Source organism: Burkholderia anthina, from assembly GCF_902498995.1.
In the GTDB taxonomy this organism is placed as follows: domain Bacteria; phylum Pseudomonadota; class Gammaproteobacteria; order Burkholderiales; family Burkholderiaceae; genus Burkholderia; species Burkholderia anthina.
Genome location: NZ_CABVLY010000035.1, coordinates 12771 through 31480, shown reverse-complemented (window position 1 = coordinate 31480; position 18710 = coordinate 12771). Strand labels below are relative to the sequence as shown.

General features: G+C 62.1%; 16 protein-coding genes. 13 read left to right on the top strand and 3 right to left on the bottom strand.

The genetic code is table 11. From position 1 onward, the window contains the following. Positions 1 to 4 precede the first annotated feature (4 nt). The 6 genes from hutI (at position 5) to BME24068_RS31275 (ending at position 7790) form a co-directional block, all read left to right on the top strand. The gene (gene hutI / locus BME24068_RS31300) at positions 5 to 1249 is read left to right on the top strand and encodes an imidazolonepropionase (RefSeq protein WP_174928377.1); all 1245 of its coding nucleotides are present in this window, start codon (positions 5 to 7) and stop codon (positions 1247 to 1249) included. Between the two features lie 2 nt (positions 1250 to 1251). Next, entirely contained in the window at positions 1252 to 2628 is a 1377-nt protein-coding gene (locus tag BME24068_RS31295; protein ID WP_174928376.1) for a formimidoylglutamate deiminase, read from the top strand. A gap of 60 nt (positions 2629 to 2688) precedes the next feature. Beyond that, positions 2689 to 3486: an N-formylglutamate deformylase gene (gene hutG, locus BME24068_RS31290; protein ID WP_174928375.1), complete on the top strand. Its 798-nt coding sequence runs from the start codon at positions 2689 to 2691 to the stop codon at positions 3484 to 3486. A gap of 724 nt (positions 3487 to 4210) precedes the next feature. After that, positions 4211 to 5017 (top strand): gamma-glutamyl-gamma-aminobutyrate hydrolase family protein, encoded by an 807-nt coding sequence (locus BME24068_RS31285; protein ID WP_174928374.1) that lies wholly within the window; start codon positions 4211 to 4213, stop codon positions 5015 to 5017. Between the two features lie 12 nt (positions 5018 to 5029). After that, entirely contained in the window at positions 5030 to 6367 is a 1338-nt protein-coding gene (locus BME24068_RS31280; protein WP_174928373.1) for a glutamine synthetase family protein, read from the top strand. Positions 6368 to 6395: 28 nt separating this feature from the next. Then, entirely contained in the window at positions 6396 to 7790 is a 1395-nt protein-coding gene (locus tag BME24068_RS31275) for an aspartate aminotransferase family protein (protein WP_174928372.1), read from the top strand. An 18-nt stretch (positions 7791 to 7808) separates the two neighbouring features. Here the strand turns inward: BME24068_RS31275 and cysC are convergent, their stop codons facing one another. Continuing rightward, positions 7809 to 8351, bottom strand: a complete 543-nt coding sequence (cysC, locus tag BME24068_RS31270) for an adenylyl-sulfate kinase (protein ID WP_174928371.1) — start codon at positions 8349 to 8351, stop codon at positions 7809 to 7811. A gap of 599 nt (positions 8352 to 8950) precedes the next feature. Here cysC and BME24068_RS31265 point away from each other — a divergent pair. Together BME24068_RS31265 and BME24068_RS31260 are read left to right on the top strand one after the other, a co-directional pair. Continuing rightward, the gene (locus BME24068_RS31265) at positions 8951 to 9421 is read left to right on the top strand and encodes a hypothetical protein (RefSeq protein ID WP_239007599.1); all 471 of its coding nucleotides are present in this window, start codon (positions 8951 to 8953) and stop codon (positions 9419 to 9421) included. Beyond that, positions 9418 to 9621, top strand: coding sequence for a hypothetical protein (locus BME24068_RS31260; RefSeq protein WP_096508634.1), 204 nt, complete (start codon positions 9418 to 9420; stop codon positions 9619 to 9621). Before BME24068_RS31265 ends, BME24068_RS31260 begins: the two co-directional genes overlap by 4 nt. Positions 9622 to 9867: 246 nt before the next feature. On the opposite strand, the gene BME24068_RS31255 is transcribed toward BME24068_RS31260, so the two are convergent. Both BME24068_RS31255 and BME24068_RS31250 read right to left on the bottom strand, forming a co-directional pair. Next, a complete protein-coding gene (locus BME24068_RS31255) occupies positions 9868 to 10176 on the bottom strand; it encodes a hypothetical protein (RefSeq protein ID WP_174928370.1) in 309 nt (102 codons plus the stop codon). Positions 10177 to 10198: 22 nt separating this feature from the next. After that, a complete protein-coding gene (locus BME24068_RS31250; RefSeq protein WP_174928369.1) occupies positions 10199 to 10804 on the bottom strand; it encodes a DUF6680 family protein in 606 nt (201 codons plus the stop codon). A 799-nt stretch (positions 10805 to 11603) separates the two neighbouring features. On the opposite strand from BME24068_RS31250, the gene BME24068_RS31245 reads away from it, so the two are divergent. The 5 genes from BME24068_RS31245 to BME24068_RS31225 all read left to right on the top strand — a co-directional run bounded on the left by BME24068_RS31245 (position 11604) and on the right by BME24068_RS31225 (position 18497). After that, positions 11604 to 12101 (top strand): hypothetical protein, encoded by a 498-nt coding sequence (locus BME24068_RS31245; protein ID WP_174928368.1) that lies wholly within the window; start codon positions 11604 to 11606, stop codon positions 12099 to 12101. Further along, complete coding sequence (locus BME24068_RS31240; protein WP_174928367.1) at positions 12091 to 12837, top strand: hypothetical protein; 747 nt, start codon at positions 12091 to 12093, stop codon at positions 12835 to 12837. Before BME24068_RS31245 ends, BME24068_RS31240 begins: the two co-directional genes overlap by 11 nt. A 157-nt stretch (positions 12838 to 12994) precedes the next feature. After that, on the top strand, positions 12995 to 13951 hold the full coding sequence (locus BME24068_RS31235; protein ID WP_174928366.1) for a reverse transcriptase family protein: 957 nt from the start codon (positions 12995 to 12997) through the stop codon (positions 13949 to 13951). Positions 13952 to 14313: 362 nt separating this feature from the next. Next, positions 14314 to 16626, top strand: coding sequence for an ATP-dependent nuclease (locus tag BME24068_RS31230; protein ID WP_338138544.1), 2313 nt, complete (start codon positions 14314 to 14316; stop codon positions 16624 to 16626). Beyond that, complete coding sequence (locus BME24068_RS31225; RefSeq protein WP_174928365.1) at positions 16623 to 18497, top strand: UvrD-helicase domain-containing protein; 1875 nt, start codon at positions 16623 to 16625, stop codon at positions 18495 to 18497. Before BME24068_RS31230 ends, BME24068_RS31225 begins: the two co-directional genes overlap by 4 nt. Positions 18498 to 18710 lie beyond the last annotated feature (213 nt).

Here is an 18710-nt window from a genome sequence, read left to right as displayed (position 1 = left end):
ACGCATGAAACCGACTGTCTGGCATCACCTGAGGCTGTGTCCGCACGGCCATCCCGACGAGACGATCGACGACGCGGCGATCGCCGTCGACGAAACCGGCACGATCGCATGGCTCGGCGCGTTCTCCGCGCTGCCGCACGGCTATGCGCACTGGCAGCGCGAGGATTTGCACGGCGCGTGGGTGACGCCGGGCCTCGTCGACTGCCACACGCACCTCGTGTACGGCGGCACGCGCGCCGACGAGTTCGCGCAGCGCCTCGCGGGCGTCAGCTACGAGGAGATCGCGCGGCAGGGCGGCGGGATCGTGTCGACGGTGCGCGCGACGCGCGCGGCCGACGAGACGACGCTGTTCGTGCAGGCCGCCTCACGCCTGCAGCCGCTGCTCGCCGAAGGCGTGACCGCGCTCGAGATCAAGTCGGGCTACGGGCTCGACCTCGCGAGCGAACGCAAGATGCTGCGCGTCGCGCGCCAGCTGGGCGAGCGTTTCCCGGTCACCGTGTACACCACGTTCCTCGGCGCGCACGCGCTGCCGCCGGAATATGCGGGCCGCGCGGACGAATACATCGACGAAGTGTGCGAACGCATGCTGCCGGCGCTGGCCGACGAAGGGCTCGTCGACGCGGTCGACGTGTTCTGCGAACGCATCGGTTTTTCGCTCGCGCAGACCGAGCGCGTATTCGAGGCCGCGACGCGGCGCGGCTTGCCCGTGAAGCTGCACGCGGAACAGCTGTCGAACGCGGGCGGCACCGCACTGGCCGCGCGTTACCGCGCGCTGTCCGCCGATCACCTCGAGTTTCTCGACGAAGCCGGCATCGAAGCCATGAAGGCGGCCGGCACGGTCGCCGTGCTGCTGCCCGGCGCGTACTACTTCATCCGCGAAACGCAATTGCCGCCGCTCGACCTGCTGCGCAAGCACGGCGTGCCGATCGCGCTCGCGACCGATCACAATCCCGGCACGTCGCCGCTCGAATCGCTGCTGCTGACGATGAACATGGGCTGCACGCTGTTCCGCATGACGGTACCCGAGGTGCTGCAGGGCGTGACGCGCCATGCGGCCGCGGCGCTCGGCCGCGCGGATCGCCATGGTGCGCTCGAAGCCGGCCGCCAGGCCGACTTCGCGGTCTGGCCGGTCGGCTCGCTGGCGGAGCTCGCTTACTGGATCGGCCGGCCGCTGTGCCAGCAGGTCGTGCGCGGCGGTGCGACCGTGTTTCGCCGGACGAACGGCCAGCCCTGGACGAATCGAGACTGACGATGACCGAAATGACGTTGTTCGCGGACCACGCATACCTGCCCGATGGCTGGCGCCGCAACGTGCTGCTGCGCTGGGACGCGGCCGGCACGCTGACCGGCGTGACGCCCGACACCGACGCGCCGGCAGGCGTCGCGCGCGCGGCCGGGCCCGTGCTGCCCGGCATGCCGAACCTGCATTCGCACGCGTTCCAGCGCGCGATGGCGGGGCTCACCGAATACCGCGCGAATCCCGCCGACAGCTTCTGGAGCTGGCGCGACCTGATGTACCGCTTCGCGCTGAAGATCACGCCCGATGCACTCGCGGCGATCGCACGCTGGCTGTACGTCGAGATGCTCAAGTGCGGCTACACGTCGGTGTGCGAATTCCACTACGTGCACCACACGCAGGACGGCTCGCGCTATCCGCAGATCGCGGAACTCGGCACGCGCGTGATCGACGCGGCGCGCTCGGCCGGCATCGGCATCACGATGCTGCCGGTGTCGTACCAGTTCGCCGGCTTCGGCAACAAGCCGCCGCGTGACGACCAGCGCCGCTTCATCAACACGCCGGACGGGCTGCTCGAGCTGCTCGACGCGATGCGCCGCGTCGCGCCCGAGCATGGCGGGCTGCGCTACGGCGTCGCGCCGCACTCGCTGCGCGCGGTGTCCGAGAACGGGCTGCGCATGCTGCTCGAAGGCTTGCCCGACGATGCGCCGGTGCACATCCATATCGCCGAGCAGACGGCCGAAGTGGACGACTGCGTGCGTGCCTACGGCGCACGTCCCGTGCAATGGCTGCTCGATCGCTTCGACGTCGATGCGCGCTGGTGCCTCGTGCACGCGACGCACGTCGACGCGGCCGAAACGGCGGCGCTCGCGAAGCGCCGTGCGGTGGCCGGCCTGTGCCTGACGACCGAAGCGAACCTCGGCGACGGCGTGTTCCCGGCCGTCGACTATCTCGCGCAGGGCGGCGTGATCGGCGTCGGTTCCGACAGCCATGCGTCGGTCGACTGGCGCTCTGAGCTGCGCCTGCTCGAATACGGGCAGCGGCTCGTACATCGCGCGCGCAACGTGCTGGCGAGCGACACGCAGGCGCATGTCGCCGATCGTCTGTTCGATGCGTCCCTCGCGGGCGGTGCGCAGGCAAGCGGGCGGCGCATCGGCGCGCTGCGCGAAGGCGCGCGCGCCGACTGGCTCGTGCTCGATCCCGATCATCCGGCGATCGCGGAACACGACAGCGCGTCCTGGCTGTCGGGCGCGGTGTTCGCCGAGCACGGCGACACGCCGGTACGCGACGTCTACACGGGCGGCGAGTGTGTCGTGAGCGGCCGTCGCCATCGCGACGAAGCCGTTGCGTATGCCGACTACCGCGCCGCGCTGGCGCAACTGCTGCGCTGAACGCGCAGCATCCGGCGCACGCCGTCCGCGTGCGCCGGCAGACTTTTACGGTGAAGCGACATGACTGAACAACCGGCTGTATTCACGCTGAAGCAGGGCACGCTGCCGCTGCTGATCTCGATTCCGCACGCTGGCACGCATATTCCCGACGACATCGCCGCGACGATGACGCCCGACGCGCGCTTCGTCGACGATTGCGACTGGCATCTCGAGCGGCTGTACGGGTTCGCCGCGAAGCTCGGCGCATCGATCCTCGTGCCGTCGCACACGCGTTACGTCGTCGACCTGAACCGCCCGCCCGACAACGAGAACCTGTATCCCGGGCAGGACACGACCGGGCTCGTGCCGGTCGACACGTTCGACAAGGCGCCGCTGTATCCGGCGAACGCGCTGCCCGGCAACGACGAGATCATGCGCCGTCGCGACCGTTACTGGCTGCCGTATCACGACGCGCTGCAAGGCGAGATCGCGCGCCTGAAGCGCGAGCACGGCCGCGTGCTCGTGTGGGAAGCGCATTCGATCCGCTCGCACGTGCCGCGCTTCTTCGACGGGCGCCTGCCGGACTTCAACTTCGGCACGTCGAGCGGCGCGAGTGCGGCGCCCGGCCTCGCCGAGGCGCTGGCCGCGTGCGTGAGCGCGCATGGCGGCTATACGGCCGTCGCGAACGGGCGCTTCAAGGGCGGCTACATCACGCGTCACTATGGCGTGCCCGAGACCGGCGTCGAAGCCGTGCAGCTCGAACTGTCGCAGATCACGTACATGGAAGAGACGCGTCCGTACGCATACGACGAAGCGCGCGCCGCGCAAATCGTGCCGCTGCTGCAGACGCTCGTCGAAACCGCGCTCGCACATCGTTGAGCCATCGGCCGCTGCATGCGGCAGCGCGAGGCAGCATCGCGTCGCGTCCCGCCGGCGCGGGCTGAACGCATCGACGCGGCGCACAAAACGGCATCGACCCGCCCGGTCGATGCCGTTTTTTTCGTCTGATCGATGTCGGATTCGACACCTGAAAATTTGACGCAATTTTTAGGTGATATAAGCTGAATGTCAGGAAGTCGTCGCGCGCGCACCGGTGCAGACGGCGTGGATCATCGCCGTACCGTGCCGGAATCCGCTGCGAGACACCTTGCCGACGTGTCGCCGCGCGGCATTGCCGCTCCCGTTTCATCGCGACACGTGTCCTGCCTTCATCAGTCAGTCGAGTACGATCGTGAAAGCCGCCAGCCCTTCGATACGTCGGACCCGAAGTCCGTCGGCGGGCGCGCCGCCTCAAGCCGGGCCGATCCGGCCTGCAGATCGCGGCACGCGCACCGCCCTCCCACGCGAGCCTCGTTTCTTCGCTGTGTCCCATCGCGGCCTGCGCCGCTTCAACCTCGTGACCGCGTACGTGTTCAGTGCCGTGCAGTGCGACGGCAGCGCGTCGTTGTTACCCTAGCGTCCCTTCACGCTTGAGCTTCGGGCCGCGCCGCACGTTGCCGCACCGATCGCGCGGCAGCATCGCGCATGGACGCGTGCCGCGCCGGCGCGGGTTTCCCTCGTCGTGCGTGCCGGCATGTGCCGCGCGCTTACCGCGGAGGCGACCATGCGCGCGCGCCCGATCGTAGCCGTCACCGCCGATCGCATCATGCGCGGCGCTCATCCGAACCACACGGCAGGCGAGAAGTACCTCGTCGCGCTCGTCGACGGCGCCGGCGCGCTGGCGTTCGTGCTGCCCGCGCTCGGCGCGCGGCAGCCGGTCGATGCGCTCGTCGCGTCGATCGACGGGCTGCTGCTGACCGGCAGCTATTCGAACGTCGAACCCCATCATTACGGCGGTCCGGCCAGCACGCCCGACACGCTGCACGATCCCGCGCGCGATGCGACCGCGTTGCCGCTGATCCGCGCGGCGATCGACGCGGGCGTGCCCGTGCTCGCGATCTGCCGCGGCATGCAGGAGCTGAACGTCGCCTATGGCGGCACGCTGCATCAGCGGCTGCATGCGAGCCCTGGTTTCGACGATCACCGCGAGCGCACGGGCGACCCGCTCGAGCGGCAGTACGGCCCCGCGCACCGTGTGCAGCTCGCGCCGGGCGGGCTGTTGCAACGCGTGGCGCGCGGCGCGCACGACGCGATGGTCAATTCGCTGCACGACCAGGGCATCGCGCGGCTCGGTGCCGGGCTCGCGATCGAGGCGAGCGCCCCCGACGGCCTGATCGAGGCCGTCAGCGTGCGCGGCGCGCGCGCGTTCGCGCTCGGCGTGCAGTGGCATCCCGAGTGGCGTTTCGCGGAGCAACCGCTGTCGCGCGACATCTTCGCGGCATTCGGCGCGGCGTGCCGCGCGCGCATGACGCATCGCATTCATGCGGCAGGCGGCACCATGCCGTCGCCGGCCGCATCCGACATCGACTGAACGAGGCCGATCATGCAACCCGAACTGAGCGAATTCCTGCGTCAGCATCGCATCACGGAAGTCGAGGCGATCATTCCCGACATGGCCGGCATCGCGCGCGGCAAGATCATTCCGCGCAACAAATTCGAGTCCGGCGAATCGATGCGCCTGCCGCAGGCCGTGATGGTGCAGACCGTCACCGGCGACTATCCGGAGGACGGCACGCTGACCGGCGTGACCGATCCCGACATGGTGTGCGTGCCCGATCCGTCGACGATCTGCCTGATTCCGTGGGCCGTCGATCCGACCGCGCAGGTGATTCACGATTGCGTGCACTTCGACGGCTCGCCCGTCGAGATCTCGCCGCGCTACGTGCTGCGCCGCGTGCTCGATCTGTACAAGGCGAAGGGCTGGAGGCCGGTGGTCGCGCCCGAGCTCGAGTTCTATCTGGTCGACATGAACGCCGATCCCGATCTGCCGTTGCGTCCGCCGGTCGGGCGCACCGGCCGTGCGGAAACCGGCCGCCAGTCGTATTCGATCGAAGCCGTCAACGAATTCGATCCGCTGTTCGAGGACATCTACGAATACTGCGAGATGCAGGGCCTCGATATCGAGACCCTGATTCACGAAGTCGGCGCCGCGCAGATGGAGATCAATTTCGTGCACGGCGATGCGCTGTCGCTGGCCGATCAGGTGTTCCTGTTCAAGCGCACGGTGCGCGAGGCCGCGCTGCGCCACAACATGTACGCGACGTTCATGGCCAAGCCGATGGAAAACGAGCCGGGCTCCGCGATGCATATCCACCAGAGCCTGGCCGATGCACGCACGGGGCACAACCTGTTCGCCGACGAAGGCGGCGCCGTGTCGCCGATGTTCCACAGCTATCTCGCCGGGCTGCAGAAATACACGCCCGCGCTGATGCCGATCTTCGCGCCGTACATCAACTCGTATCGCCGGCTGTCGCGCTTCATGGCCGCGCCGATCAACGTGCAGTGGGGCTACGACAACCGCACGGTCGGCTTTCGCATTCCGCAGTCGGCGCCGGCCGGGCGGCGCATCGAGAACCGGATTCCGGGCGTCGACTGCAATCCGTATCTGGCGTTCGCGGCGACGCTCGCCGCCGGCTATCTCGGCCTCACGCAGAACCTCGCGCCGACCGAGCCGATCGCGTCGGACGGCTACGACCTGCCATACCAGTTGCCGCGCAATCTGGAGGAGGGCATCTCGCTGATGGCCGCGTGCACGCCGCTCGCCGGCATTCTCGGCGACAAGTTCGTGAAGGCGTATCTGGCGTTGAAGGATACCGAATACGAAGCGTTCTTCCGCGTGATCAGTTCGTGGGAACGCAGGCATCTTCTGCTGCACGTATGAGCGTGCGGCATCGTCTTGCGGAGAAAACATGACCGAACGAAACGAATCCGTCGCCGCGCGCTCGACCGCCGAATACCGCGCGCTCGACGCCGCGCACCACATCCACCCGTTTTCCGACATGGGCGCGCTGAACCGCGCGGGCAGCCGCGTGATCGTGAAGGCCGACGGCGTCTATCTGTGGGATTCCGACGGCAACAAGGTGATCGACGGGATGGCCGGCCTCTGGTGCGTGAACGTCGGCTACGGCCGCAAGGAACTCGCCGACGCCGCGTATCGCCAGCTCCAGGAACTGCCGTTCTACAACACGTTCTTCAAGACGACACACCCGCCGGTGATCGAGCTGTCGGCGATGCTCGCCGAAGTGACGCCCGCGGGCTTCAATCACTTCTTCTATTGCAACAGCGGCTCGGAAGGCAACGACACCGTGCTGCGCCTCGTGCACCAGTACTGGCGCGTGCAGGGCAAGCCGCAGAAGAAATACGTGATCTCGCGCAAGAACGGTTATCACGGCTCGACGATCGCCGGCGGCACGCTCGGCGGGATGGGCTACATGCACGAGCAGATGCCGTCGAAGGTCGAGCACATCGTGCACATCGACCAGCCGTACTTCTTCGGCGAAGCGCAGGCCGGCGAGACGCCCGAGGCATTCGGCCTCGCACGCGCGCAGCAGCTCGAAGCGAAGATCCTCGAACTGGGTGCCGAGAACGTCGCCGCGTTCATCGGCGAGCCGTTCCAGGGGGCGGGCGGCGTGATCTTCCCGCCGTCGACGTACTGGCCGGAAATCCAGCGGATCTGCCGCAAGTACGACATCCTGCTCGTCGCGGACGAAGTGATCGGCGGGTTCGGCCGCACCGGCGAATGGTTCGCGCACCAGCATTTCGGTTTCGAGCCGGACCTGATCACGATGGCCAAGGGCCTGACGTCGGGCTACGTGCCGATGGGCGCGGTGGGCATTCACGAGCGCATCGCGCGCCCGATCATCGACAACGGCGAATTCAATCACGGCCTCACGTACTCGGGCCACCCGGTCGCCGCGGCCGTCGCGGTCGCGAACCTGAAGCTGCTGCGCGACGAAGGCATCGTCGAGCGCGTGAAGCGCGACATCGGTCCGTATTTCCAGCGCCGGCTGCGAGAGGCGCTCGGCGAGCATCCGATCGTCGGCGAGATTGCGGGGGCAGGGCTGGTTGCCGGCGTGCAGATCGCGCGCGATCGCGACCGGCGCGAGCGTTTCGACGCGAGCGTCGATGTCGGCACGATCTGCCGCGACTTTTGTTTCAACGGCAACCTGATCATGCGTGCGACCGGCGACCGGATGCTGCTGTCGCCGCCGCTCGTGATTCGGGAGGGGGAGGTCGACGAGATCGTCGACAAGGCGAAGCGCGCGTTCGACGCGACGGCGGAGCGTGTCGCGCGCGCAAAGTGAGCCGTCGCGGTGCGTCGATCAGACGTGGTCGAAGCGCTGCTGGTCGAATTCGATGATGCGCGCGACGCACTCGGAGATGGACATCGCTCCGGTTTCGACGACGAGATCCGGGGACACGGGTACTTCGTACGGATCGGAGATGCCGGTGAACTGGCGCGTCTGGCCGGTGATCGCCTTGGCGTACAGACGTTTCGGATCGCGCGCGGAGCAGGTCTCGATGTCGGTCTTCAGATAGATTTCGACGAAGCGCTCGGCACCGACGATCTTGCGCGCCAGTTGCCGGTCGACTTCATACGGCGAAATCAGCGCGACCACAACCATGATGCCCTGGCTGTTCAGCAGCTTCGCGATTTCCGCGGTGCGTCGGCAATTCTCGGCGCGATCGTCGCGCCTGAACCCGAGATCGGGGGAGACACCCGAGCGCAGTTCGTCGCCGTCGAGAATACAGACAGGAATGTTGTTGTGCGCGCGCAAGTGTGCGGCGATCTCGCGCGAGAGCGTGGACTTGCCGGCGCCACTCAAGCCGGTCAGCCACAGGGTGTGTGAATTCGACAATGTCATGGGTAGTCGCGACGGTATGAACCAGCCGCGCAACGCGCGGTCCAGATCCCCGTTCGTCTTGATTGGACTCGGGAGCCGGTGCCGCTCGGCCGGCTGTCATTGTCGATCGATTCTAGTCAGCCGCTATCAGATCAGTGTTACGAATTCGTTACTGGATATTACGTGGCGGACGGATGTCGCGTGACGCGCTGTCGCTTGCGACGCATGAAACATGCGAAAGCGGCGCGCAAAACGAAAAGGGCCTGCGTCGTGAGACGCAGGCCCTTGAATTCTTTGGTGGGCGGTACTGGGATCGAACCAGTGACCCCTGCCGTGTGAAGGGACGGCTTCATGCAGACCGACGGCAGCATAAAGCAAACTGACATCCCTTTCAGGTCTGTATGCGACAAACTGTCACCTTTTGACGGTTTGGTTTTCGGGCCGTAGGGCCGTTCGTGATGCGGGGTAAGGGTTGGGCGGCGGCCTAACCCTAGCAACCCGCCCTAGCGCCGATGCGGACCATTGGCGTAGCCTCCATCTTCCGGATGACCTGTTAGGGTTGTCGGGTCGGGCGGTATGGCGGATATGCGAAAATTCCCGCTCAATCCGGAGAAAGCCCCATGTCGTCACCGACTTGCACCAGTTTTTCGCAAGCCTTCCAAGACAATATGAACGCGCTTCATATGCCCGTTCCCGCAACGCTGTTCGCGACACTGCAAACGTCGCTCGCGAGCGTAGGATCAATGATGGGTGCCCTGAAGGCATTAGGCGCAAACGCGACGGTCGCCGAATTGATCGGTGCGACGACGAAGTTGGAAATGGTCACGGTCGGCACGTCGATTCTTGGCAGCATCTATCTAGGCGCGGTTATCGGTAGCCTGATGGTCGCGACTGATGCGTCGCTTGCTTGCGGCATCGGCAAGGGCAACGCAAACACGTCACTTGCGGTCGCGCAATGGGGGGCACGCTACGGGCTGGCGATTCATCCGCTCGTCATGGCGCAAATCCTGCGGCATCCCGAAGTTCTCGCGCCCGGCCCGCATAGCTATCTCGGTCTGAAAACCAACACGGCGATCCGGGGTGCGCGATGAAATGGATTGCGGATCGCCTCTTGCTTATCGGAACGGCACTCATTTGCTTCGTTGTCGGCTGGGCCATCATCGCCGGGACTGGCGAATGGTTTCCCATTTTGATGATGGTGTCTGCGTTCGCTACGCTATGGATGGACAACACGCGCCTCCGCAAGCTACTCGAACAGAACGGCATCGATCCGCGACGCCGCAAGCGCTAATCCCGACTCACGGCGCGACCGCTGACGCCTGTCAGTTTTGCGACGTGTTCACGCGACTCGTTTGCGGGCCGCTGAGGCGGCTCTCGATCGTGGACAGCTACCGACGCCTGCTACGCCGAAGTCGAGCGGCCTGAACACTCTCGCGGACGTTCTGCGACGCTATGTTTGGAGTGCGCCGCGCGACCAGTCGAGTGCGAGGCGCAGCGCAGTGACGTCCTGGTCCGTGAGGCTTTCGACCCACGCGGACTAGCCGCGCCAACCGGGGAACCAACCGCAGTACTGTGCGCGGTCGTCGCTGGACGCGAAGTCGCCTTGGTCGTCCGCTATGCTGTCAAACATCTCGTCCGACTCGCCATGCACGAGACTGACGCGCAAGAAGGTGGGAACCCAGCCGCCCCACATCCTGCGCATCGCCGCAAGCCAGTCGAAACACTGCGCGCTGAGACCGTCCGTGCGCTGATAGATCGGGCTGCGCTCGTCCATCGGGTGATCGACATACATCGCACCGTAGCCAAACGGGTCATACCGCGCGAGCATTGGCTTGGCGATCTTCATGCTGTTGGTCTCGTGCGGGAAGTTATTCTTTGACCTTCTCAGACTGCATCGCTAGTGGCGGGCTGCGCTTTCCCTCAAGCCATTCGATTAGGAGCGTTTGAACCTCCGCAGTCCGCTTCATCATGTCCGGGTCGGTCGGGAATTTGTCAATGCTCATCGGCAATGTGGCCTTACCTGATATCAGGTCGACTATCCCTTTGCGTAGCAACTCTTGATCGTTCATCAGCGAAACCTGCCAATTGGGGACGTAGGCGTGCGCTTGCAACTCGGCATCTCGAAAGCCGTAGTGCAAGCTTTTGCCCATAACCTTCAACAACTCCATGAGAAGAGAAATTCGGCGCTGCGCCCAAACGTCCGGCTGTGCCTGAGCGTCGGTATTTAGGTGCATGAGCAAGTCGCGCCAGCAATCCATGACTGCCTTGTTGTCATGAAACTCTAGAGGGACAGCGTTCAGTGCGTTGACGAACGGAGGGGAGTTTGAGGTGATCCGCGTCATCATCAGCGTTCGATAGACCTCGACCTGCCGCCTGTTGCGCTCACCTTTTCTATCTAGGTATTTCTGGACCTGTATACCGAGAACCGGCCCCAGCAACGTAGCGCAAGCGATCACCAAGTCGGCAGCGTGCATGATTGTCCCCGTTTATTCGCACTGAACGATCATAGCAGGCAGGCCGTGCTCAAAAGTAGCCTGGCCAGTTAGCGAGGACGGAATTTTCCCCGGGTGAGTCATCGAGACTGCCGCGTGGTGTCCTCCTTCCCGTACACATCGACGCGTCCGCATAGGTCGAGCCGCGACCCGTTGATCGGTCGCCGGGTGTCCGGGGCAGTCTCCCCACGCCTACGGCGCGGGTCTTGGAAGAGCAGCCTTTCCAAAGATGAGGACGCGTGTCAGCCCGTATTGCTTTCGGCATCAGCACGCTTCGGATCTCAAGAGTGCCCCCAACGTATCGCTTGAGGAAGCGGCCAAGGCCATGGGGCACCTATCCGACTATTCGATCGGCAAGTATGGTCATGCGGTACACGGACAAAAAGGGGCGGCAAAGCACTGATAGTTGAGACGTCGAGGCCTATCACGCATTCGCCGAAGGTGAATCGCATAGCTCGGTTCAAGATATCCAGCGCAAAGCGCCGCGACGCCAAACCAGGTTGATCCGTGGTTACCGCGCTTCCACAATGCGTCGTTCTTGCGTCGAAGTTGCGTCGTTTGTAATTGCTATGGAAGGGGGCGCGGCGCGTCACGAAGTGCGTCAAAAGTGCGTCGTTTTCGACGCACTCGCAATCGCGACGAAGTAAGCTCACGTTTTGCTGGTCGGTCTGCTTTCCACGACATTAGTCAGCGAGCGCAAGACACCTGTTCGCTGCGATTACGGCACCGGGACTGTTGTAAAATGGGGTACGAGTGTGGTTGCTGACGGGGAGGGCTTCCGGTGGAGATCGTCGGGGACTATTTGGTTCAAGCTGTCTCAAAGATCGAAGGGGCTGTAGATCAGGATCTGTTCGGTCGCAGTGCTTTTAATCGTTATTATTACGCTGCATTTCTGCGCGTGCGAAGTCTTTTCGCAGAGATTGACGATAAACTTAATGAGCCGCAGCATGGGCAGATCCCCGATCTTCTTACTGTGACGCTGCGGGGTAGGGTAAATAAGATAATAAAAAGGCAGGAGAAGGGTGGTATATTGAGCCCTGAGGATGCCCAAGGTGTTCGTGATCAACTGGATTCTTCGCTTAAAACTCTCGCGGATTTGATGAGGTATGCATACTCCATAAGAAAGATTGCTGATTATGAGCCGGATATTAAGATTGATTTGGTTGATGGTAATCTTGGTATTGGGGGGTGTGATTCGGCAGCTGCGCGAAAGTGGGGTGAAGAGGTAATGTTGATATCTGAGCAAATTCGCGAAATTTGGAGGGGTCTTGGCAACTAAATTGGATCGTGTTTTGGATCTCCTTCGAGAGAGGGGGGTCGATTTTTTTACATCAAATTTTGAGTTGCCAGCATTTAACTCTATTTTCGTTGAAATTCCTCGGAGCAAGTTGTCGGAATTTTCTGGGAAGGGGGTGGTAACTAGACGGCAACTGCACGCGATAGCTTCTGAGTTGGGTGCTGAGACTGGCTGTCAAATTGAGTTTGTCGTCAATGGCGACTCGGCTCGCCACGCGTACGCCCAAGCTTTAAAAGACGTTCTTTCTAGGAGGTTGGGCAGGGGCGAATACGGGGTGATGATTTCGTTTTTGTCTGGAGATAAGTGTGACGTATGGGTTGATGCAAGGAAATCTCCACAAGCCATAACAGAGCATGATGTCAGAGATCTGATTGAAAAATTTCTCTCCGCATTGGGGGTGGCTGCGGGTAATTTGTATCTTCTAGTGCCTGAGGTTCGACAACCAAATGATATGGAAATTCTTCGCGCCTTAAAGATAAAGGCGCCGCTAAATGTTGGGGCATTAAAAATAGAATTGCTAGCGGGAAAGGATGTGCCCATTGACGAAAAGTGGTTGAATGCAAAGCTCGACGGTCTTAGAAAAAAAGGACTAGTGAGCCGTATTGGTGCCGGCAAATATTTGTTGACTGAGCAAGCACTGGGGCTGGTGCCGGTATCTCGTAGTCGTAGGAGCCTAGACATCTCTCGAGCCCTAGAACTTGCGCGGAGGAAATGGTGATAGACTACGCACGGCGGTGTGTTGCGCGAGAGTGTGCATCACACTCACATGCGAAGACCCTTCGACAGAAGGACGCCTGCCGAACGGCGGGCGATCCTTCGAATCGCCCGCCGTTCGGCAGGCGGCGTCAACGAAAGCAACCAGCTTTGCTCTTCCCGTGAACACACCGCCACCTCTTCTCTACTTTGGATCAGTTGACGAGCTTATTGCGGCTCTCAGCCCGGTCACACGCGAACGTTACGAGTATCAGATTCGGACGATTTGTGACTTAAATCTTCCACCTGCTGTATCGATCCATGTCATAGCCACACTCTTTGGATATAGTCCGTCCTTCGTCGTGGCGCTACTCAAGCGACCAGAGCGCTACTATCGAATTTTTACAATTCGATCTGGTAAAAAAAGACGGGAGATAGTTGCTCCGAAGGTATCTGTTAAGATAATCCAGAGATGGATTGGCGGGAATATCGAGCGCCACATAGAGTGGCTTCCGTGCGTTTTTGGCTTTGTTTCTGGTCGATCATCAATTGATGCTGCATCGATTCATTGTGGTGCGGATTGGGTCTATTCGATCGATTTGAGGGATTTTTTTCCGTCAACTACTCGCGCCACAGTTCAGGCTGCTTTGACGGATATTGGCTATGAGCCTCACTGTGCGGAGCTGATCGCAAGATTATCCTGTTATGGTGGCAGGCTGGCGCAAGGGGCGCCATCGAGTCCGGTGCTATCAAATTTGGCGTTTATGAGATTTGATCAAAGATTGATGGAGCTATCGAACGCATTTGATGTGAAATATACGCGATACGCAGATGATATGGTGTTTTCTGGAAATGGAACCTTCCCGGCGGCGTTGAAGGGTGAGATTGAGGCTGTTTTTCGTGATTCTGACTGGAAGTTTGCAGGGGACAAAGAGTATTTTGCGGAAAAGCCATCTCGATTGAAGGTGCATGGATTATTGGTCGATGGAGGGGTGCCAAGATTGACGAGAGGGTATAGAAACAAGATTCGGGCGTTTAGGCATTTGATGTCCACTGGAAGGGTAAGGGAAAAGGATGTATCTAAGATAAGCGGACATATAGCTTACGCGAATCTTGTATTGCGGAAGGCGGGCCGATAATCTCGCCATCGGCATGCTTCAGTATGTATGTTGACCCTGCGGGAGGGCGGGCGAGTAAATTCGCCGGCTGGTTTCAACGAGCGCAGACATTCGGAATGTCTGTATATTGTGATTGATCTGTCGATGTGCCGAGCGGCAATGCGGCGGGGTGCTGGTGGTTGTCGGTATCTGACGGTCGTGTGACCGAAAAGATATCGAAAGCGGCCAATCTGAATCGTCCCAACTTTCGAGGAGGCCGAACGGCGGAAATCCATTCGCCCGGGATGGCGCTTGAAAAGCGGACGCGCGTTAGCTCGCAAGTTCACGCTTTCGCAGATAACATGGGACCCATTCACGTGGGGCTCAAAATCGGTGCGTGATTAATGGGGGGGATGATGCACCTAAAGAAGCTAGCCGTACGCAATTTTCGACGACTGCGCGACGTCGTGATCGATCTCGCTTCGGATATCTCGATTTTCGTTGGCGCGAACAACAGCGGAAAGACTTCGGTCGGCCATGCGCTCCAGCTCTTTACTGAGCGGGGAAAGTTCAGTGTCGATGATTTCAGCGCCGATCAGTGGCCGCAGATCGTAGCGTACGGCGAGGGCGATGCCAATGCGGTCCTGCCAACGATCGAGGTCGATCTCTGGCTGGAGATCAGTGCCGACGACATCCACCGTGTGGTTGACCTGCTGCCCAGCTTGGCATGGGAAGGTTCGCTAGTTGGGATGAGGGTGGTGTTCGCACCCATCGATTCTGAGGCGACCCGCGCGCGGTATACCGAGGCGCGGCAACGCGCACTCGAGGCTGTTGCTGGCGGAGACGGCCCCGCATTCGATCCCTCGCCGCGGAATTTGCAGGACTATCTGCGCGACCGGTTGAACGACGAATATGAGCTTCGCCACTTCGTGCTCGACCCCACCCGGTTCGACGCGAACATGGTCGCGCAGCAAAATTATGACCCCATGGCCCTAACCGGGCGTGATCGCAGTGGGCGCGACATTCTCAATGGTCTGCTGCGCATCGACTTCCTGCACGCGCAGCGGCATCTTGCTGACGCACCGGGCAGCGCGCGGGCAGAGACCCTGTCCCGCGTGCTGAGCCGCTTCTACGAACGCAACCTCGAGCAGAAGGGTGAGGATCTTGCGGCGCTGCGGGCGCTCGCGGAGTCCGAGGTCTCGCTGAACGAGCATCTCGAGCGAGTGTTCGGGCCGACTCTACAGCGTTTGGCACAACTCGGTTATCCGGGGCTCAGCAATCCCCGGTTAGTGATCCGCTCGGCGCTCGATCCAGCATCCATCATGAGCAGTCCGCACGGCGCGCGAGTGCATTATGCGCTCGGCCCGGACGACGGTGCACCGGAGCCGCCGACGCTGCCCGACAGCTATAACGGTCTCGGCTTCAAGAACCTGATCTTCATGGTGGTTGAGCTCCTTGACCTTCAAGCCCAATGGCTCGCGATCGAGGATAACAGGCCGCCTGTGCACCTCATCTTCATCGAGGAGCCTGAAGCCCATCTGCACGCCCAGCTTCAGCAGGCCTTCATCCGCAAGGTGATGTCCATCCTCGCCTTGAGCGCGGAGGAGCGAACACACTATACAAGCCAGGTCGTCGTCACGACCCACTCAACTCACATTCTGTACGAGCGCGGTTTCCGGCCAATTCGCTACTTCCGCCGCAGCCGCGCCGAGCATGTCTCGACCTCGGCCGTGCTGAACATGTCGTCGTTCTACGACGCCACCGACCACGATGTCCGGACGTTCCTCGAGCGCTATCTCAAGCTCACCCACTGCGATCTGTTCTTCGCAGATGGCGCGGTGCTCGTGGAAGGCAATGTCGAACGGCTGCTGCTGCCGCAGATGATCGCCAATACGGCGCCGCGCTTGCAGTCGACATATCTTACTGTTCTCGAGATCGGCGGTGCCTTCGGCTATCGCTTTAAGACGCTGATCGAGTTCCTCGGGCTCACAGCCCTCATCATCACGGACCTAGACAGCGTCTTTGGGCCCCGGGCTCCCGCTGCTGGCGCTGTAGCGAACGGCGCGAACGCCGAGGCACCGGCCGAGGTTGGCGATGATGGGGCGGAGCCCGAGGAAGAAGATGATGACGAGGATGCTGTAGCTGACGCCGAAGCAGAGGGCAAGCCCGGCAAGGTATGCATCGCGAGTCATCCCGGCGCTGTGACCTCGAACCAGACCCTGCTGCAATGGCTGCCGAAATTCGGCACGGTGGCCATGCTTTGGGAGGCTACAGACGACCAGAAGACGCAGGCACGGAGCGAGAACAGCGAGGCGATTGTGCGCGTTGCCTATCAGTGCCGCACCGATGTGACATGGGCAGGTGAAACGCAAGCTTTGGCCGGTCGCACTCTCGAAGAGGCATTCGCACTCGAGAACCTCGCCTGGTGCCAAGATATCGCGCGCAAGCCGCTGCAGCTTCGCATCGCCAAGTCCGGCAACAAGGACCTAGCCGAGCTAACCCGCCGCATACATCGACGGGTCCAGGCGAAGAGCTTCAGCAAGACCGATTTCGCCTTGGCTCTGTTGGCAGAGGATTCGACGCAATGGTCGGTACCGACCTATATCGCCGAAGGGCTGCGCTGGCTCGAGGGCGAGGTCGCCCCGCCGGCCGAACCCGATGACGGCGATCAAGAGGGGCAGGCGGTTGGTGATCCGGCTATCGTGGTGGTGGCATGACGAGCCGCATCGGTAGCCCCGACACCCAAGCCGACATCGATGTCCGCGACTGTCTCGGTCAGGCGCCGCCGCGCTCGTTCGTGATGGTGGCAGGCGCGGGGGCGGGAAAGACCACATCGCTGATCAAAGCGCTCGCGCATCTTCGCGAAACGCGCGGAAAGGCGCTGCGGCGCGCAGGCCAGCAGATCGCCTGCATCACTTACACCGAAGTCGCGGTCGGCGAGATCTCCGCCGATGTCGGCATAACCCCGCTGTTTCATATCTCGACCATCCACAGCTTCCTGTGGTCGGTCGTTCGCGCGTTTCAGTCAGACATCGCCGCTTGGGTCGTCAGTCGCATCGAGGAGAAGATCGCCGAGAAGCGCGCCCATTACGACAAGCCAGGTACACGGGCTGCGACCAAGATGAAGCTCGATCAGGAAATCGCTGGCCTCGAAGTCGAGCTCGAGGCGGTCGGTCGGGTCGAGAGGTTCATCTACGGAACGGGCAGCCGTTACTCCGAGGGCATTCTCGGCCATGACGACATCCTCAAGTTGACCCCGGCGTGCGTCGAGAAGCACCACTTGCTATGCGAGATCGTGGCGCGGCGGTTTCCCTATATTTTCGTCGACGAGAGTCAGGACACCCAGCCCGCCGTCATTGAAGCGCTCCGGAAGATTGCCGGCGAGCAGCCCCTGTGCGTCGGCTTTTTCGGTGACCCGATGCAGAAGATCTATGGTAGTGGAGCCGGCCCGATCGAGCTGCTGCCCGGCTGGGCTGAGATTACCAAACCGGAAAACTTCCGCTGCCCGACCTCGGTCTTGGGCGTGATCAACGCGGTGCGTGCGCCGGGGGACGGTCTCGTCCAGACACGTGGCCGTACCGTGACCGTGGATGGGCAGGAGCAGCCCGTGGTCGGCACAGTCAACATTTTCATCCTGCCAAGCGACGATCAAAGGACCGCCCGTCTCGGTGCAGTGCGGGCATGGCTTGCCGCGCAGACCGGAGACGATCTGTGGACCAGTGACATGCGCGACGGCGATGTCCGATTGCTGGTGCTCGTGCATCGCATGGCCGCCAAGCGGCTAGGTTTTGCTTCGCTCTACTCGGCGCTCAACGATCGCGCGCCGCAGAGCCTGAGCGAGGGCATTGCCGACGGTTCGGCTTGGCCGCTTCGGCCGTTCGTTCAGCAACTGCTGCCGCTAATCGTCGCATCGCGCGCAGGTGACCAGTTCACGATCATGTCGATCCTTCGCGCAGACTGTCCGTGCCTGGAACCAGAACGGTTGCGCGGGCAGGCAGTGGCTCCCGTCCTCGCGGCCCTTCAGCACGCAATCGAGCAACTGGCCGTGCTGCTGGCCGACGGGTCAGCGGCGACGGCCCGCGACGTCCTCCGGCACGTCCGGGACACCGAGCTGTTGGCGCTCGACGACCGCTTCGCCGCGCACTTTGTGGACGACCCGGTCGACGATGGGTCGGAAGGGTTTGGCAATGTCGCGGCGTTTCTTGAGTGCAATGTCGGCGACCTTTGGGCGCACCATAGATATATCCTTGAAGAGTCGCCGTTCGCGACTCATCACGGCGTCAAAGGTGCGCAGTTCGAGCGTGTGCTCGTGGTACTCGACGACGAGGAGGCATCCTACAACCAATACTCCTACGGCAAATATCTCGGCTACACGCCCCTGTCCGACACTGACGAAGACAATATTGCCGAGGGTAAGGAGTCGGTGCTCGATCGCACGAGGCGGCTGTTTTACGTTTGCTGCTCTCGTGCGGTGAAGGACTTGGCAGTCGTGCTGTTCGCCGCTGACGTGGCGGCGGCAAGAGCTGCCGTGATCGAGGCCAAACTGTTTCCGGACGCTTCGCATCATGGAGTTGAGGAACTCAGCTAGCCGATTCTGCGGATCTCGACCCGCCAATACTTTCCCCGCTTCCAGATTCCAGCCATTGGTTGCTCCAGACGATTTTGCGTGTTGCTTTTTGTCTGGGGCTATTTTTCAACTCCGCCACTTTCCGCCTAATGGCGTTGTGAGCGAGTTAGGCTTGGTCGCCGGAAAAGAAAAAGGCCCTCGGCTTTCGCCTGAGGGCCTTTGTTCTTCGGGCTT